Origin of the sequence: Tropheryma whipplei str. Twist (genome assembly GCF_000007485.1) — a bacterium.
In the GTDB taxonomy this organism is placed as follows: Bacteria; Actinomycetota; Actinomycetes; order Actinomycetales; family Microbacteriaceae; genus Tropheryma; species Tropheryma whipplei.
Genome location: NC_004572.3, coordinates 178,083 through 194,405, shown reverse-complemented (window position 1 = coordinate 194,405; position 16,323 = coordinate 178,083). Strand labels below are relative to the sequence as shown.

Genomic DNA, 16,323 nt, shown 5'->3' with positions numbered 1-16,323 from the left:
GCCAAGACCTACTCGTCAATCCTGATATCAATCTTTGCACCCGTCAGACGAGCAGCAAGCCTGGCATTCTGACCCTCCTTGCCAATTGCAAGGGAGTACTCCTCCTTCGAAACATACACACGAACAACCTTCTGTCTAGAATCTAAGACAAAAACATCAGCAGCAGTCGCCGGAGAAATAGCATTTGCCACGTACTGACCAAGATCATCAGAGTAACTTATTATATCTATCTTTTCATTACAGATCTCCGAGGTAACAGCACGCACACGGCAGCCATACTCTCCAACACATGCACCCACCGCACTTGTTGACTTGCTATTACTCCTGACAGAGACTTTTGTACGATGACCTGCCTCTCGCGAAACAGCAACAATCTCCACAGTGCCGGAGGCGATCTCTGGCACTTCTTGTAAAAACAGACCGTTAATCAGGCCAGGATGGGTTCGTGAAACATAAACATTAGACCCCCGGGGGCCCAGTGTAACATCAGTAACATAAACCTTGACCATCTTACCGTGCGGGTATTCCTCACCAGGTATCTGCTCTTCAGGGCGTAAAATTGCTTCTGTCCGACGATCGAGAGAAACCATCCTAAAGTTTTGAGAAGTACTCTGCGAAATAACTCCAGACAGGACGGTGCCGATCTTTGTTTTGTATCGGGCAAACGTCGAATCGTCACTAAGGGTGCGCATTTTGCTCGTTATAACACGCTTGGCTGCAGTGGCAGCCATCCGGCTAAAAGCATCTGATTTGTACGGGATAAAATCGCCATCGTGTTTGACGCGCAGATCGATCTCGCCGGTCTTGCGGTTGAGCTTTGCCTTCACAAGATCCGCATCCTCCAGGCCAGTATGTCTAAGGTAAGCCATAACAACCGCCTGCTCAGCGATGCGGACTAGATCATCAAAAGCGACACGCTGCTCGCGCTCAACCGCACGCAGAACTGATAAATCAATCTTCATATGCACCTCAGTGCATCAAGGCCAGCATATTCATACATCCACACATAGAGGCTTCAGGTGCCCATTTACGGGCGCAGGTGTGCCACCATGATCTACAGTGTACGTAGCCAGTATACTACCCCAATCGGTAACTGAGGATAACAAAGCATATCGCGCTAATCAGGGTTGTCTTGCCGTGCTCTACATGTGTTACAACAGCGATATTTCTTAGGGAATTGGTTATGCCACTGAGTAGGCTACTGAATAGGTCGCTGGTAATGCTGCCAAAGAGGTATCTGGATGATTGTGTATGGGCGTCTCAAGTAACCTGTGTTACAGGTAACACGGGTGTGAGTTACATGTTACACAACACAGGTTACCGGTTCACGGGCGTGCGTGTGACATGTAACGCAACAGGGATAATCACGTAACACAGCACAAGCGGGTACCAGTTGCGCAGGTGAGTAACAGGTTACGCAACCGCAGTTACAGGTAACTCTGTAACTGCAGTTGGCTCTGTCTGTCTATACACTTACCTGCACCTACGGTTAGGACAATCCATGTCTGTGTGGTAGATGATGACTTACCCAAAGCAGTAATGATTAGGTTGACAGCACTCTGTGACATGCCCCGTGACTGGTTTGTATGACTGGTTTGGGTTACCACTTCCCGTGTATATCCATTGTTGTTAGGTAACACAGTATTGTTTTTTGCCCTGTTGACTGGATATTGCGCTGTTATCTGGATATGTCCCTGTACATAACTGTGTGGCAAAGAGTGTGTATCTACTTCGAAATGAGTGTAGCGAATCCGTCACAACTGACACAAAACGGGTAATCCTTTGAATTAAATGTTTATAAGATGCCCTTAAAGGGTTTGGGAATTATCTCTTCAGCAAAACAATAACAAGCGCACCGAGCGGAGACAATAGGTACTGCATGCACAGCTTGTAAAAAAATCCAAACCCTGTGTAGATTAGAAAATCATCAAAATTTGTAATACCAATTAGTGGCGCAGCAATACTGCAAAATATAATCGTATCCGGCAACTGACCGATGCCGCCCGAACCCATAATTCTGAACAAAATATGCCTTCCAGAAAACCGACGTTTCATAAAAGACATAACAAATGCGTCGGTTGCTTGACTTACCAAAAAAGATAAGAGACTGGCGAATACAATTCCAGCAGCAGGCAGCAAGGTTGTTTCCATCGCTATCTGGTGCTGCGCAGCTGACACAGATCCGGGCAATAGAACAATAATAAAAAACAGAAGTGATGATAGAGAGGACAAAATAATACTTATGAAAAGCATATTCATCGCTTTTCTAAAAGAAAATAACTCCGTAACAATATCCGTTATCAGATACACAAGGGGGAATATAAAAAACCCACCGTCTGTCAGAACGGGCCCAAATACAACGGCCTTTGATGCACCAATATTTGCTACGATTACCAGCACCGCCATGGTCGCCGTGCAAGCCGGGTAAATGCTATCCGCGTGCTTTTTGTAAAACTGCATGATTCACTTTTCTATTACTCTCAAGTCTGCATTCTGAAGCGAGGTGTCGTCCGCTCTGTATACCCTAAAATGCATGTATCGGGGCGCGGAATTATATACAATCCCAATAGACTAAGTGTATCCGCGCATCGCCCAGAAGATGCTTTGCAACCAAAAGCGCCCTAGAGGGGGCAGATGTCCTAGAGCTGCCTATAGCTGGTGTAAGGGGAAGGTTAGAGACTATTATCTTTGCAGATAAGGATGCTGCTAGTTTGATACCTGCAGAGGCTCATACACAGGATTATTAGTTGAAGCGGGATAGGCCTTCTGTGATAATCTCTATGGCCTTATCTTTACCATTCCAGGCACCAAGCTTTACCCATTTACCTTCTTCTAGATCTTTGTAGTGTTGGAAGAAGTGCTCTATTTGGTTTAGCACATGCTTTGGTACATCATCTAGATCATTTATATGATCACAGTAAGGATCTTTCAGGGCAACACATAGAACCTTGTCATCCTCACCACCATCATCAGTCATATGGAGGACACCAACAGGGCGGATATGTAGGGCAACACCGGGGAAAAGCTGGTTCTGAACAAGTATTAGGGCATCGATTGGATCACCATCAAGGGCTAGGGTGTTCTCGATGAATCCATAATTTGTTGGGTAGCCGAATGCAGTTGATACGACACGATCTAGGAAAAGACGACCTGTTTTCTTATCTATCTCGTATTTACTGCGGCTGCCACGGGGAATCTCAACAATAGCAGTAAGTGTCTGCATCCTTAAGCGAACCACTTAGTAATAGCAAACCAAGAGGAGACTGCAGAGATAATTGCAACAACTAAGGTAATGGCAGCGTTACGTGCAGCTACCTTTACCTTACCCAGAACCTGGTCTACACTCTGGTTTGCTTGGGCTAGAAGACTGGTTGCAACGGTGCTTGCCTGGTCACTGACAGCCTGTACTTGGGTCTGTATGGTTTGGGCATTCTGGGCAACTGCTTGCTGGGCAACCTTGACACCTGCCTTTACGACTGCATCAGCACCTGCCTGAAGGACACTCTGTCCAGCACGTTTGAGTGTGTTCTCAAACTTATTAGCTTCTCTCTGTACTGTATGTTTGAAGTTATTAGCTTCTCTCTGTACTGTATTTTTGAGTTCATTTGCCTTTTTCTTTACTGTATGTCCTATATGGTTGAAGACATTACCTAGGGCATCACCAAGACCTGCATGTCTGGGGCTTGCAAAGGCAGACTGTTGTGTAGTTACTATGAGCGTTAGAAAAGATAAAGTGACAAGTGCTTTCTTCACCGTGTAGCTACTCCATTCGTTATTACATTACTTAGTAATCACGTTTACTATTCTTGTTATTTACGTCTTTTATTTATGCTTGACTTACCCGTGTGGGGCAATTATATCACTGGCTGGAGTATAGGGAGATGGAGTATGTTCTCTGTTCTAAAACAAACAGAGTATGGGAGAACGGGGATAATCAGCACATGTAATGGACAGATACATACACCAGCCTTTATCCCTGTTGCAACCAAAGCAAGTATAAAGGGTGTTCTGCCAGAACAGATGAAACAATTGGGTGCGCAGGGGCTACTTGCCAATGCGTATCATTTATACCTTAGGCCGGGGCCGGATACGATCGCAGCAGCAGGTGGCCTTTCCAGGTTCATGTCATGGAACGGCCCAACTTTCACAGACTCAGGCGGTTTCCAAGTGATGAGCCTCGGTCGTGGAGGTAAAAAAGTTATTTCTATGGAGGTGCCGGATAATACATGGGAGAGTAATATACGGAAAACAAGCCTCATAAGAATTGATGATCAAGGCGTTTGGTTTAGATCACACATAGATGGCTCACAACACAGGTTTACGCCTGAAGAGTCCATAAGAGTACAGAACAAGATCGGCGCGGATATAATCTTCGCATTTGACCAACTAACAACCCTGGATGATTCACGAGCGGTACAGGAATACGCACTTGAGAGAACCAGACTCTGGGCAGAACGGTGCTTAAATCAGCATTCCAAGGAAGATCAGGCGCTGTTTGCAGTGATACAGGGTGCTAATTACAGAGATCTTCGAGAGAAAGCATGTAGAGATCTTGGGCAAATGGGATTTGATGGCTTTGGAATAGGTGGGGCATTGGAAAAGTCACGCATAAGGGAAATAATAACCTGGTGCACAAGAAAATTACCTGAGGAGAAACCGCGACATCTTCTCGGTATATCAGAGCCCAATGATCTGATGAATGCCATTGAAGCTGGTATAGACACATTTGACTGCGTTTCGCCGACACGTGTTGCAAGGAATACGGCATTCTACACACCTTCCGGGAGGAAGAATCTGAGGCGTAAAATGTACAGAAACGATTTCTCTCCTCTTGTAGAGGGATGTGCGTGTTATGCGTGTTCGAACTTCACGCGAGCGTATATACATCATCTCTTTCGGGCAAAAGAAATGTGTGCGGCGACTTTAACCTCTATTCATAATGAGTACTTTATTGTCAGTATGGTCGACGGGGCAAGGAAGGCCATAGACGAAGGGTACTTCCGGGAATACAAGGGTAAAATCCTGCGCGAATACTATAAGTAATCGCTACGCTTGTTTGGCAGAAAATTTAGAGTACCACTTGTAAAACTTAGAGTACCACCTATAGATCGCCGTGAATATTCCAGATACTACAGCAGATACCACCCCAACAATCAAGCTAACAACCGCTTTCTCAACAGCTTTCCCGAGTTCTTTAGCGGAAACAGGCCTGGTTTCGGTGGCGCTGGTAGAACTGGAGGAATCGGCAGATTTTTCTTCGCTATTGGGTTGCGCACTATTATTGGGTTGAACACTGTCAGATCGCTCGGCAGAATTACCGGAAGAAGGCTGTGCAGCCTGGGTTGTCTGAGTAGGTTTAGCTGCAGCGGGTTTCGCAGGCGCAGGTTTGGCAGCGGCAGGCTTAGTTACCTGGGTATTTGCAACAGTGGATGAAGGCTTTTCAGCAGCAGGCTTGGTTACCTGAGAAGGTGCCTGGGTAGAGGATGAATGTGTGGCTGCGGCAGGCTTTGCAGCAGCGGGCTTTGCAGGAGCAGCAGGCTTGGTTGCCTGAGTTGCCTGAGTAGCAGCGGGTTTCGCAGGTGCGGGTTTCGCTGCGGCGGGTTTTGCTGCGGCGGGTTTTGCTGGTGGTTGTGCAGCCTGGGTTGCTTCAGAAGGAGCAGGCTTGGCAGGAGCAGGCTTTGCTGCAGCGGGTTTTGCAGGAGCAGCAGGTTTGGTTGCCTGAGTTGCCTGAGTAGCAGCGGGTTTCGCAGGTGCGGGTTTCGCTGCGGCGGGTTTTGCTGGTGGTTGTGCAGCCTGGGTTGCTTCAGAAGGAGCTGGTTTGGCAGGAGCAGGCTTTGCTGCAGCGGGTTTTGCAGGCGCAGGCTTGGCAGCAGCAGGCTTGGGTGCCTGAGTTGCCTGAGTAGCAGCGGGTTTCGCAGGTGCGGGTTTCGCTGCGGCGGGTTTTGCTGGTGGTTGTGCAGCCTGGGTTGCTTCAGAAGGAGCTGGTTTGGCAGGAGCAGGCTTTGCTGCAGCGGGTTTTGCAGGCGCAGGCTTGGCAGCAGCAGGCTTGGGTGCCGATGAAGGAGCCTGGGTAGAGGATGAATGTGTGGCTGCGGCGGGTTTTGCTGGTGGTTGTGCAGCCTGGGTTGCTTCAGAAGGAGCTGGTTTGGCAGGAGCTGGTGCCGATGGTGCTGCAGGTGCAGGTGCCACGGGAACTGTAGGCTGTGCTGATTGGGTTACAGTGTCAGTCGTGCCGCCTCCAAATGGATGCGCCAAGTACCCGGCAGCACCCTTAATGCCACCCCAAAGGGTACTGCCAACGCCAGACCAGGTCCACCTCTTGGTTCTGGGACGACCTTCTTCAGCTAGAGAATGCCCCCCCCCTGAACTATGGGGGTAGATACGACAGGTGTCTGTGCATGCGTGGGTTGTTGGAAGACTAGGACGCAAAGCGTCAGAACAAGAGATTTTATTAGAAGAGATGTAAGCACCTTGAAGGTTTTCGATCCTATCGAGCGATCGGTCCTTACATTAGTGGTATACAAATTAGACACACGCGCCATCTGGGCCTCCCTGGGTATAAGTACATGAACGAGTATACATGACGCAGCAGGCCTGGTTAACACTAGGCAAATCTGGCAGTATTTTAACCACTCAATTGCATTAGACGGTAATAGGCGAAGAAATAAGTGCCAATGGCCGATCTGACAAAACAGATACAAGACAACACAGATACAGGGCGATTTGCAGAAAATAACACATGCAGAGACAAGCAAGATTCCATTGGGCAAAACTCTATTGGGCAGGGCGCGCAACCTGAAGCCAGGGGATTCCCCAAACCGGCTGTAGTTTAACAACATCCCCAAAGTCAGGAGCCGCAATCATCATTCCATTACCGACATAAATGCCATTGTGATAGAAACTGCCTGGACCACTGCCCCAGAAAAGAAGATCTCCGGGCTGTCTATTCTCATAACTGACAAGCTGGCCTTTGGCACGGGCTGTGTAATACTGACTGTTAACACTGTGTGAACCGATATTTATACCGGCGGCTCTATAAGCCATAAGAGTTAAACCAGAACAGTCATAACCGGGATTGCCCGTCCCGCCAAATACATAAGGAAGGTTGATTGCACGCCTGGCAAAATTCAGAACTTTTGCAACAGCAGAGGACCTCGGGGGATTATTCGACAAAAGGGCTGTAGCGGCCGCATGATTACCCTTGTCACGCAGGGCCGCACGCCGGCGTGCGGCTTCAGCTCTTTCCCGCCTCTCCCGTACGCCGGCGAGGTACCGCTTTTGTACCTCCTGAGTTGTATTTTGCAACACAGCCAACTGTGCCAGGAGAACCTTGCTCCTCGCTTTTTGCTCATCTACAGCCGAGGCTGCAGCCTGTCTTGCATGTTGCGCCGCATCGTAGGCGCGCTGCGATTCATCAGCAAGTTTTTCAAAATCGATATGAGCAGCATCGGCCTGTTTACGCAAAGCCGATGAATCATTAGCATCCCTAATTGCGCGCGTGTAAACCTCATCAAAATGACCACCAAAACGATCAATCAGAGTTAGCATTTCAAGAAGATTTTCAGGATCTTCAGAGCGTGAAAAAAACAGGCTCATATTAGAGGAACCGCGCTTGTAAAGATTTGCTATCATTCGGCCAGCCTCCTTTTTCGACAGGTCGGCCTTGAGTGAACTATTTTTTGCAAGCTCAGCAAAAGACTTCGATCTGCGCGATGCATCTTCAAGCTTAATCTTTGCCTCTTGGTATCGTTCAGCAGATATGGCAGCAGCCCTTACAGCCTGATTGACCCTATCCTGCAAGGCCATTACCAAGCCTGTTATATTTTCCACTTCACGACGTTTGGCGTCCTGATTGCGTCGCGCGCGCTCCACATCATTCCAGTTCGGATATCCAGGAGGAACGGGTTCGCCCGTAGGGTCGGCAGCCACAGATGTCTGAAAAAGCATCGACGAACAGAGAACCGACACAAGAGCAACGATAAAGCATCGACGAACACATCTACCCACAGCGGAGTCAATTATAGTAATAATTACCTTGATAATTACCTAAAGTGCTGTTGTGCCTTATTATGTGGATAATACATAAATACGTGGATAATACATATGTGTAACGGCATTCGGGCCTTCAGGCATCGTATTTTAATCACTTAACAAGGAACATCTGCCTGAAATACTTACCTGAGAACATTTGTTCATTCACACAGACATGCATCTTAGTCTTGATAATTCAGATTATGTATATATAGGTAACCACACACATGACACAGTAATACTGTGTTACATGTGGGCTGGTGTCGCCGGGGGTTGCGCGGGCAGGGGTTACAGGTTGCGGGTGTGGGGGTTACAGGTTACTCTGTTACTGCGGTTGAGGAGTAAACACTATTACTGGGTAACAGTAATGATTGCAACATATTTTCCAGGTGTAACACCTGTATCTATACTTCCTGTTATGGTTCCATTGGTTCTGTCAAGGGTTACTGGTATCAATATTGATGGTTACGGTGTTACTGTCTGTGGTTAGGGTGGTTGGGCTTATTGTGTAACTGGTTATAAAACCTGTTACAGATAAGCTGACAGGTGTTGTTGTGTATATGGTTATGGTTGTGCCAATGCCTATGTGTTACATGTAATGGGTTGCACAGTATAGGTTACAGGTTACATAGCAGGGGTTACAGGTTGCGCTGTGATAGATAGAGATGTACCAAAGAGGGAGCCTATGCCACTGAGTAGGCCGTCAAAGAGGCCTCCGGATGATTGTGTGGGGGCAGCTCAGTAGCAGCGGGTTGCGCAAGTTTAGCAGGAGCAGGTTTTGCTGCAGCAGGTTAGGGTGGTTGGGTTTATTAGTGTTTGCAACAGATGTAACAGGTTACACACCGGGGGTTACAGGTAACTCTGTGGGATTAGTTGTGTCGTATATATCACAGATACATCGGTTCTCTGATATAGATACGTATATAGTAATAGAACGTAGGAAGGTTCATTCTGTATGATTTCCATCTTTCTGGCCCCATCGTCTAGAGGCCTAGGACCCCGCCCTTTCACGGCGGTAGCACGGGTTCAAATCCCGTTGGGGTCACCCTTATTCTTTGGCCCTGTGGCGCAGTTGGTTAGCGCGCCGCCCTGTCACGGCGGAGGTCGCGGGTTCGAGTCCCGTCAGGGTCGCTCATGGCTCTGTAGCTCAGTTGGTAGAGCGTTCGACTGAAAATCGAAAGGTCACCGGATCGATACCGGTCGGAGCCACAACTGTATCTCTCTTTATAAGAGGAAGGGGAGGGCAGCCAGTCCAGATCCTAGTAATAGACCTGATAATCCAGTGATCATCACTAACCACCATGGTAGGTGGGTTTTTGTCTCGGTCGATTTGTTATCAGGTTGCTGTGATGGTGGAGCAGCAGGTGCAGGTGCCGATGGAGCTACAGGTCTGGTTTCGGCAGAAGGGGTCTGGGTAGAGGATGAATGTGTGGCTGCGGCAGGGGACTGTACTGATGGGGTTGCCTGAGTAGCAGGCTGGGTTACCTGAGTATTTGCAGCAGTGGATGAGGGCTGCTTTGGTGAGGTGGTCGATCCGGGATTGAGTAATGCACGATGCTGTTGCGCCTTAGCATTTGCAGACGCTATATTGGCCGGTGTTCTGGATGGACATCCTGGGAGATCTATACCCATCGCAGTACATACATGCCCACTACCCGTATTGTAACAACCGATGGTGGGGATACACTCAGTAGCCTGTCTGGCAGATACGGGAGAGATAGATGATAGGAGGAGAAGGGTTAATAGTAAGGTAAAGGCTTTGGTGAGGTAAGAGAGAGGGTTAGGCGATGTTGGCAATCCCCCCCCCTTCTGTTTTGTTTTCTGTTTTGGGGGGTTTGAAACAGCGCACACATGCATCTAGCTACCACCTTAACCATAATTACACCCCTCGCACTCATAACAACCCACGTCTGTAAGATCTATCAGTGTGTGGCAATTCTAGCATATTTTACTGCTTAGTGTGTGATAAATAAGGTTTATTTATATATTCATAAGAGGAGGGGAAGGGCAATAGCTACAGGGGCTAACAGGGAAATTAGTCCGGAAATTAATGCCCACCACCATGGTAAGCGATAAGCCGCGGCATTCTGTGGTGCTGCGGGTTTCTTGTCAGGTGTTGTTGTCTCGGTCGGCTTGTTACCAGGGGACTGTGCAGGGGGTTGTGCTGATGAGGTTGCCTGAGTATTTGCAGGAGCAGGTTTTGCTGCGGGAGGCTTGGGTGTCTGAGAAGGAGAAACAGTAAAGACATAGGTGTATGTTGCAGCAATAGGGGTTGCGATACCTGTGGTGGCTACATAGATCGGGTAGGGCGAGGGTTTCACAAGGCCGGTTCGCAAACTGTGGTGGCAGCTGTTGCATATACCCGTCAGTAGTATCTGGTCTGAAGAGCGATCAAGGAAAAGTCCTGTGGTTGTTGTGGTAGTTCCATATGTAACTGTGTATGTATATGTGCCGGGCGCAATAGTTGGGGTTCCTGTTATGGTTCCATTGGCAAAGGACAGTCCTGAGGGTAATGTACCAGCGGAACCTACAGGGGTCAATGTGTAGGAGGATAGGGTGGTAGGTAGTGAAACAGATACTTGCTGACCCTGTGTAACAGTGGTAGAGGTGGAACTGGAAGTTCTTGAGGTTACATAGATATTGTACGTAACAGTGATACCGATAGAATTACGCGACGTGCGTTGGGTAAACGTATGCATTCCACCAAATCTTGCAGTGGTTTTTAGTCTCACCGTCAAAGCAAACGTATATAAACCGGGTGCAAGACCCTTATCTATAGACCCTGTTATCTCTCCATTGCTTGTATTAAGGGTTAGTCCTGAGGGTAAGGGATAAGGTTGAGTGGTGCCGTGAAAGCTGGTAGGAGTGAAATATTCATTCAGAACAAGACCCATGGTGATGTCGTGACTGTCACGGCCTTTGGTGACTCTTGTCGTGAAATGTTTATATGGTGTTGACCATGTTGGAGAAATGGATACTGTCTGACCCTGTGTAACAGTGGTTGTTACAGGCTTCACATCAGGGGTTAGAAGCTGAGTTCCATAAGAAACAGTCCACTGATTATTATGCCCACCCAAGAGAGTTGACGTAAAACTCGGCTTTGGCTTTGGTGGCTTTGGCCTTGGTGGTGGAGGTGGTGGCTTGGGGCAATTTGGCTTGTTGCTATCAGAGAAAAGGCCAACATTACAGTTATACGGACCAGCGAAAAGACCATTACCATGCGGGCGCGGACGATATATACCGCGTCTCTTCGTGCGAACACGGGGTTCATCAGCCAATGCATAGGTGATATGGGTGGTTGTGTCTCTGTTTATGGCTATGGCTGTTATGGGAGATGTTGGTAGGGATGAGAGATGTATCTGTCCGGTGTATCTATCTATGGTTATGTCTTTGTTTGGGTGTGTTAGAGAGAAGGTGTATCTGGAGTTTCTGAGTGATGGTATGTCTGAGAGATATGTGTTATCTATCTGTTTGTGTATGGGAACAGTTATCTTTGGTTTCTCTGTTACATGTATGTCAAAGAAGAAGATGTTACGGGTTGTTAGGAGAGCTATGAGATTGGTTGTTGTCTTTGTTATGGAGATTACTTTCTCATCTCCGTATGGGGTTGCTATGTCTGTATGAGGGAAGGTTAGGAAAGATGATGGATCTGCTTTCTTATCTGTGTAATAGAGAGATATATGTGTGTTGGTTATATATGGGACATATAGGTATGAGGATGTATCTGTGTATGGGACATATATATGTGTCTGTGGTTGGGGTAAGAGAGATGGGGTGCAGGACAGGGTTTGTTTTGTACTGCTTGTAACAGGATCTATTAGGAGAGATACATTTGTGTTAGTTGTTACACATACTTCTTGTGTATTTGTATTACTTACTCTTGTGTATTTGGTATTAGATGAAACAGATGTAGATGAAACAGATGATAGGAGGGATAGAGCAGGAGGTGTCTGTCTGGCAAAGGCTGTTTCATATTGTAGGGATGATAGGAGGAGAAGGGTTAATAGTAAGGTAAAGGCTTTGGTGAGGTAAGAGAGAGGGTGTCTATATTGTTTTTTCATATACATGTTACTTGTTCTCTCTCTTAACACTACAGAGATAAATACTACAGTGTTATTCAGTAAATGTGTTAATTACACAGTGTTGTTAGTTTACACAGCATAACTATTACAGCACAGTCTATTGGTATGTGATTCTCATATAGATATGAGAATCACCCCGACCTCTGTATAAGCCGACGCGCCCCAATCTTTCAGTTCTACGTGTTGTTATGAACGTATTGTTATAACAACACGTAAGGTCCTTACCTTTCCGTCCCCTTATGTTTTATGTTTATGTTTTATGTATGTTACATGTGTAAGTCACATATGTAATACATGTATGTACTGTAATACATGTATGTACAACATATGTTCGTTACACATGTGTTTACTACATACACGGTTGTGTATGTTTGTTATACGTATTAAGTTTTGTGATACACCTGCGAGGTGCAAACACACCTGCAGTAGAGAGAGATGCGCTTCAATAATAACATACACTCAGACATATGTTCAAATCTATTAGATATGAATTTATATGAAAGAGTTATTTGGGAATTGAAGTGTTCAAGAAAGATATAACAAAAACGTATACCGAAATGCTAAAGGATATACGAAAGAGGGTTAGGGAAAGAGGAAAGGTTGGCAAAAGTTTTATCATTGGCATAACAGGTTCTGTTGCTGCTGGTAAATCTACACTCGCAAGCGATCTAGCCAAAATGTTGGATGGGATAAGTGTTGAGGTTATATCAACTGACGGATATTTGTATCCAAATAAAATCCTGGAGCAAAAGGGGCTGATGCTTAAAAAGGGATTTCCTGAGTCGTATGATACCGCACACCTCGCATCACTTGTAAAAAATATTAAAGCTGGGGCAAAAACGATTGGGATAAGACAGTATGCACATCCGATCCATGATGTAACGGGGGTGATAAAAACTGTTAATAAGCCGGAAATATTAATCATTGAAGGGCTAAACGTTATGCGGCATCCGGTAAAAACAGTGGTTGACCTGGGTATTTATATTGAAGCACCGAAGAGATCTGTATTCAAATGGTATGTAAAAAGATTTTTTGAACTGAGGGCGCAACATGAGAAAAACACATATTTTCGAAAGTATGCGAATCTCCCCAGAAGACAGTGTATAAAAATGCTAAAACAAGTTTGGCGCGACGTAAACCGAAAAAACTTCACGGAAAATATTTTGCCAGTGAAACATACGGCAGACTTTATTGTGTATAAAAATCCGAGACATAAAATGATACTTTACAGAAATGAAGCTAGCTCTTCTGGATTTCCTGTTTGAAAAAATCTGCTAAATGCGAGCAGGCGCGCTCCGCTTTCTCCGGATTTAAATCCTCGACCATAATACGGATAAGAGGTTCTGTGCCACTTGGACGAATTACAACTCTACCCTTTAGAGATTTTTCAATGCGTGATATCTCATGGCGAATTTTTTTGTTGTTCAGCAGGGTTGTTGGATCATCTGTTTCTATGTTTGCCGTGACCTGCGGGACAATCTCCATGATGCTAGCTAGATCCGTCAAGCTTTTACCGGTTCGAATGATTTCCGCACATAGATGCAGGCCCGCAAGAATGCCGTCACCGGCGGTTGAATAATCAGATAGGATTATATGGCCGCTTTGCTCCCCGCCAATATTGAATCCCCCTTGGGTCATGGCCTCAATGACGTATCTATCGCCAACCTGCGTTCTTTTAAGGTTGATACCGAGTTTTTTCATGGCGCGATCAAGGCCAATATTGCTCATAATGGTTGTAACGAGGGTTTTATTCCGTAGTGTGCCGCGCTGTTGCATTGACCTGGCCAAAATTGCCATTATCTGATCCCCGTCGACCGTGTTGCCGTTTGAATCAACCGCGATGCAGCGATCAGCATCGCCGTCAAAAGCAAGGCCGAGAGTGGCGGAGTTACGAATAACTTCTGCCCTAAGTCTTTCTGGGTATGCCGAGCCAACACCATCGTTTATGTTAACGCCGTTCGGGTCTGCGCAAATAACCTTCACCGCAGCACCAGCAGACTTAAATACATCTGGTGAAACACCAGACGCTGCGCCATTGGCACAATCTATTACTACTTTCACGCCGTCTATTCTGGTGAACAAGGTTGACAGTAAATGCATTTGGTATCGATCCTCTGCATCAACAAAACGTGTTATCCGGCCAACCTTTGAACCAATCGGTGACAGTTTCTGTTTATCCAGGAAATATTCAATGCGGTCTTCAACTACATCGGGCAGTTTCACCCCACCATGGGCAAATATCTTTACACCATTGTCGTAACCCGGGTTGTGAGATGCGGATATCATAAATCCAAAGTCAGCATTTGCGTTTTTTACCAAAAAGGCTACGGCTGGAGTTGGAATAACCCCAGCGTCGAGAACATCTACCCCAGAGCTGGCAAGACCCGCGGAAATTGCCGCTACCAAAAAATCACCCGATATCCTGGGATCGCGCGCAACAATAGCTACCGGTCGCTTGCCTAAGACCTGCCTTCTTTTTGCAACGCGGCCATGGGTAAAGACGACGGCGGCGGCGCGGGCGACGGCCATGGCCAGTTCTGGGGTGAGCAAATCACCATTTGCCAGCGCCCGTATGCCATCTGTTCCAAACAGCCTGGCCAATATCTAACGCTTCGAATACTGAGGTGCCTTGCGGGCCTTTTTCAGGCCGGCTTTTTTGCGCTCTTTCACCCGACTGTCACGGGTTAGAAAACCGGCAGACTTGAGGGGCTTCCTGTTATTCTCAGGGTCGATTGTGTTCAGTGCCCTGGCGATGCCCAACCGCACGGCACCAGCCTGTCCGGAAGCGCCGCCGCCGTGGAGGGTAACCTTAACATCGTAGCTACCCAATAAGTCCAGAATTTTCAGGGGTTGACAGGCAAACTGCCTATGCAATTTGCTCGTAAAATACTCGTTGATATCGCGACCGTTCACAACAAAGACACCCTCACCGGGAGAGAGGTAAACCCTGGCTGTTGCACTCTTACGGCGCCCCAGACCCGAACCGGAGGAAACAAGAGGCCCGCGAGTCTCTGCCGCGGAGTCCGGGGCAGATGAGGTATCGTTTTTTGCCCTCTGTGGGGGTACCATCAGACGAGCACCTGCGCAACCCTAGTAGGTGCATAGACAGATGGCTTCTGCGCGGCATGCGGATGATCCTGCCCGGGATAGACCCGGAGGTTGCGAAAAACCGATCTGCCAAGTTTGTTTTTTGGCAACATCCCCTTAACAGCTTTTTCCAGAACCCTCTCCGGGCTTTTTTGAAATACATCAGAAAAGCCACGTTTTTTCAGTCCACCCGGATACCCGGAGTGAGTGTAGAAAACTTTTTTAGCATGCTTATTCGAAGTCACGCGGATAAGAGCGGCATTCACTACAATGACACAGTCACCTGTGTCAAGATGAGGCTCGTAAGTGGGCCTGTGTTTGCCCCGCAGCAAAACTGCAACCTGGGTGGCAAGACGGCCCAAAACCATATCCTTGGCGTCAACCAAAACCCACTGCTTAGAAGACATCAATCCCCAATCGAAAAGCGCTGCTTGAGGATTCTATCGCATGTTACGTGATTTACAAATGCGAGTAAAGTCTATCTGAGTGACAGATTGTGTGTCATTTTAGAGGTGTGTCTAAAACTTCATACTGCAGAGTAAAAGCACTGCAGAGTAAAAAGCACTGTAGGCATTAACCAGTGTTGTTACTGCGGCAGGTAGGAGGGCGGTGGCAAGGATGACTGGTAAGGGTAACATCAGAGGATAAGGCCTGCAGTGACACCGGGGCGTTACAGGTCGGTGCAGAGATAGGTTACAGGTTACGCACCGGAGGTTGCCAGTAACTCTGTTGCGCGCACGGGTATGCAACACAACGTTACGGGTGTGGAGTTGCATGTAACACAGGCAGGGGTTACAGGTCATGCAGCTCATACGCCATAGGTCTCGCGGGTGTGGGTTACAGGTTACACGGTTACAGGTTGCGCTGTACTAGATAGAGATGGTGCTGGAGCCCAGGAGGGAGTTTACGAGTTCGCTTACGATACCGCCTATGGCACCGGCTAGGTTGCCCCAGGAGTATCCGGATGATTGTGTGGGGGGTGGATACTAACCAGTGTTGTTACTGCGGCGGGTAGGAGGGCGCCTGCAAAACCTGCAAGGAGACCTGGTAAGGGTAACAGTAGAGGGTAAGACTATCAGCGGCAGTGACAGTGGAGGTAACAGTGCTAATTGTGGCACTTGGT

General features: G+C 47.3%; 13 protein-coding genes and 3 tRNA genes. 5 read left to right on the top strand and 11 right to left on the bottom strand.

Annotation, left to right across the window (positions count from 1 at the left end):
• Positions 1–8 precede the first annotated feature (8 nt).
• From nusA to TWT_RS00895, 4 genes are all read right to left on the bottom strand, one after another.
• The gene (nusA, locus tag TWT_RS00910) at positions 9–962 is read right to left on the bottom strand and encodes a transcription termination factor NusA (protein ID WP_033799893.1); all 954 of its coding nucleotides are present in this window, start codon (positions 960–962) and stop codon (positions 9–11) included.
• A gap of 862 nt (positions 963–1,824) precedes the next feature.
• Positions 1,825–2,406, bottom strand: a complete 582-nt coding sequence (locus tag TWT_RS00905) for a queuosine precursor transporter (RefSeq protein ID WP_230440419.1) — start codon at positions 2,404–2,406, stop codon at positions 1,825–1,827.
• 337 nt (positions 2,407–2,743) lie between these two features.
• A complete protein-coding gene (locus TWT_RS00900; protein ID WP_044143948.1) occupies positions 2,744–3,223 on the bottom strand; it encodes an inorganic diphosphatase in 480 nt (159 codons plus the stop codon).
• 2 nt (positions 3,224–3,225) lie between these two features.
• Positions 3,226–3,753: a hypothetical protein gene (locus tag TWT_RS00895; RefSeq protein ID WP_011096414.1), complete on the bottom strand. Its 528-nt coding sequence runs from the start codon at positions 3,751–3,753 to the stop codon at positions 3,226–3,228.
• A gap of 75 nt (positions 3,754–3,828) precedes the next feature.
• On the opposite strand from TWT_RS00895, the gene tgt reads away from it, so the two are divergent.
• Entirely contained in the window at positions 3,829–5,043 is a 1,215-nt protein-coding gene (gene tgt / locus TWT_RS00890) for a tRNA guanosine(34) transglycosylase Tgt (RefSeq protein ID WP_011102389.1), read from the top strand.
• Between the two features lie 3 nt (positions 5,044–5,046).
• Here the strand turns inward: tgt and TWT_RS05145 are convergent, their stop codons facing one another.
• From TWT_RS05145 to TWT_RS04575, 3 genes are all read right to left on the bottom strand, one after another.
• Positions 5,047–6,189: a hypothetical protein gene (locus TWT_RS05145; protein ID WP_193325073.1), complete on the bottom strand. Its 1,143-nt coding sequence runs from the start codon at positions 6,187–6,189 to the stop codon at positions 5,047–5,049.
• Positions 6,190–6,774: 585 nt separating this feature from the next.
• Positions 6,775–7,947, bottom strand: a complete 1,173-nt coding sequence (locus TWT_RS00880; RefSeq protein ID WP_237696856.1) for a C40 family peptidase — start codon at positions 7,945–7,947, stop codon at positions 6,775–6,777.
• 435 nt (positions 7,948–8,382) lie between these two features.
• Positions 8,383–8,487, bottom strand: coding sequence for a putative Ig domain-containing protein (locus TWT_RS04575; protein WP_166806547.1), 105 nt, complete (start codon positions 8,485–8,487; stop codon positions 8,383–8,385).
• A gap of 516 nt (positions 8,488–9,003) precedes the next feature.
• Here TWT_RS04575 and TWT_RS00870 point away from each other — a divergent pair.
• The 3 genes from TWT_RS00870 (at position 9,004) to TWT_RS00860 (ending at position 9,240) form a co-directional block, all read left to right on the top strand.
• Positions 9,004–9,076 (top strand) — tRNA-Glu (locus tag TWT_RS00870).
• Positions 9,077–9,088: 12 nt separating this feature from the next.
• A tRNA-Asp gene (locus TWT_RS00865) sits at positions 9,089–9,162 on the top strand.
• 5 nt (positions 9,163–9,167) lie between these two features.
• Positions 9,168–9,240: transfer RNA gene (locus TWT_RS00860), tRNA-Phe, on the top strand.
• Between the two features lie 779 nt (positions 9,241–10,019).
• On the opposite strand, the gene TWT_RS00850 is transcribed toward TWT_RS00860, so the two are convergent.
• Complete coding sequence (locus TWT_RS00850) at positions 10,020–12,092, bottom strand: WND domain-containing WiSP protein (RefSeq protein ID WP_237696855.1); 2,073 nt, start codon at positions 12,090–12,092, stop codon at positions 10,020–10,022.
• Positions 12,093–12,622: 530 nt separating this feature from the next.
• Between TWT_RS00850 and TWT_RS00845 the strand changes: the two genes are divergently transcribed.
• Complete coding sequence (locus TWT_RS00845; protein WP_011102384.1) at positions 12,623–13,378, top strand: type I pantothenate kinase; 756 nt, start codon at positions 12,623–12,625, stop codon at positions 13,376–13,378.
• Here TWT_RS00845 and glmM read toward each other — a convergent pair.
• The 3 genes from glmM to rplM are packed head-to-tail and all read right to left on the bottom strand — an operon-like array spanning position 13,353 to position 15,607.
• A complete protein-coding gene (gene glmM / locus TWT_RS00840) occupies positions 13,353–14,714 on the bottom strand; it encodes a phosphoglucosamine mutase (RefSeq protein ID WP_011096116.1) in 1,362 nt (453 codons plus the stop codon). The two genes, TWT_RS00845 and glmM, sit on opposite strands and share 26 nt — an antisense overlap.
• A gap of 3 nt (positions 14,715–14,717) precedes the next feature.
• Positions 14,718–15,182 carry a 30S ribosomal protein S9 gene (gene rpsI, locus TWT_RS00835; RefSeq protein ID WP_011096115.1) on the bottom strand — a complete coding sequence of 155 codons (465 nt, stop codon included), beginning with the start codon at positions 15,180–15,182 and terminating at the stop codon, positions 14,718–14,720.
• On the bottom strand, positions 15,182–15,607 hold the full coding sequence (gene rplM, locus TWT_RS00830; protein ID WP_011096114.1) for a 50S ribosomal protein L13: 426 nt from the start codon (positions 15,605–15,607) through the stop codon (positions 15,182–15,184). The genes rpsI and rplM overlap by 1 nt, the downstream gene beginning before the upstream one ends.
• Positions 15,608–16,323: the final 716 nt, after the last annotated feature.

Coding starts and splice junctions, on each gene's coding strand:
- nusA (WP_033799893.1), bottom strand. CDS start 962: ATGAAGATTGATTTATCAGTTCTGCGTGCGGTTGAGCGCGAGCAGCGT.
- TWT_RS00905 (WP_230440419.1), bottom strand. CDS start 2,406: ATGGCGGTGCTGGTAATCGTAGCAAATATTGGTGCATCAAAGGCCGTT.
- TWT_RS00900 (WP_044143948.1), bottom strand. CDS start 3,223: ATGCAGACACTTACTGCTATTGTTGAGATTCCCCGTGGCAGCCGCAGT.
- tgt (WP_011102389.1), top strand. CDS start 3,829: ATGCTTGACTTACCCGTGTGGGGCAATTATATCACTGGCTGGAGTATA.
- TWT_RS00880 (WP_237696856.1), bottom strand. CDS start 7,947: ATGCTTTTTCAGACATCTGTGGCTGCCGACCCTACGGGCGAACCCGTT.
- TWT_RS00850 (WP_237696855.1), bottom strand. CDS start 12,092: ATGAAAAAACAATATAGACACCCTCTCTCTTACCTCACCAAAGCCTTT.
- rpsI (WP_011096115.1), bottom strand. CDS start 15,182: ATGGTACCCCCACAGAGGGCAAAAAACGATACCTCATCTGCCCCGGAC.
- rplM (WP_011096114.1), bottom strand. CDS start 15,607: ATGTCTTCTAAGCAGTGGGTTTTGGTTGACGCCAAGGATATGGTTTTG.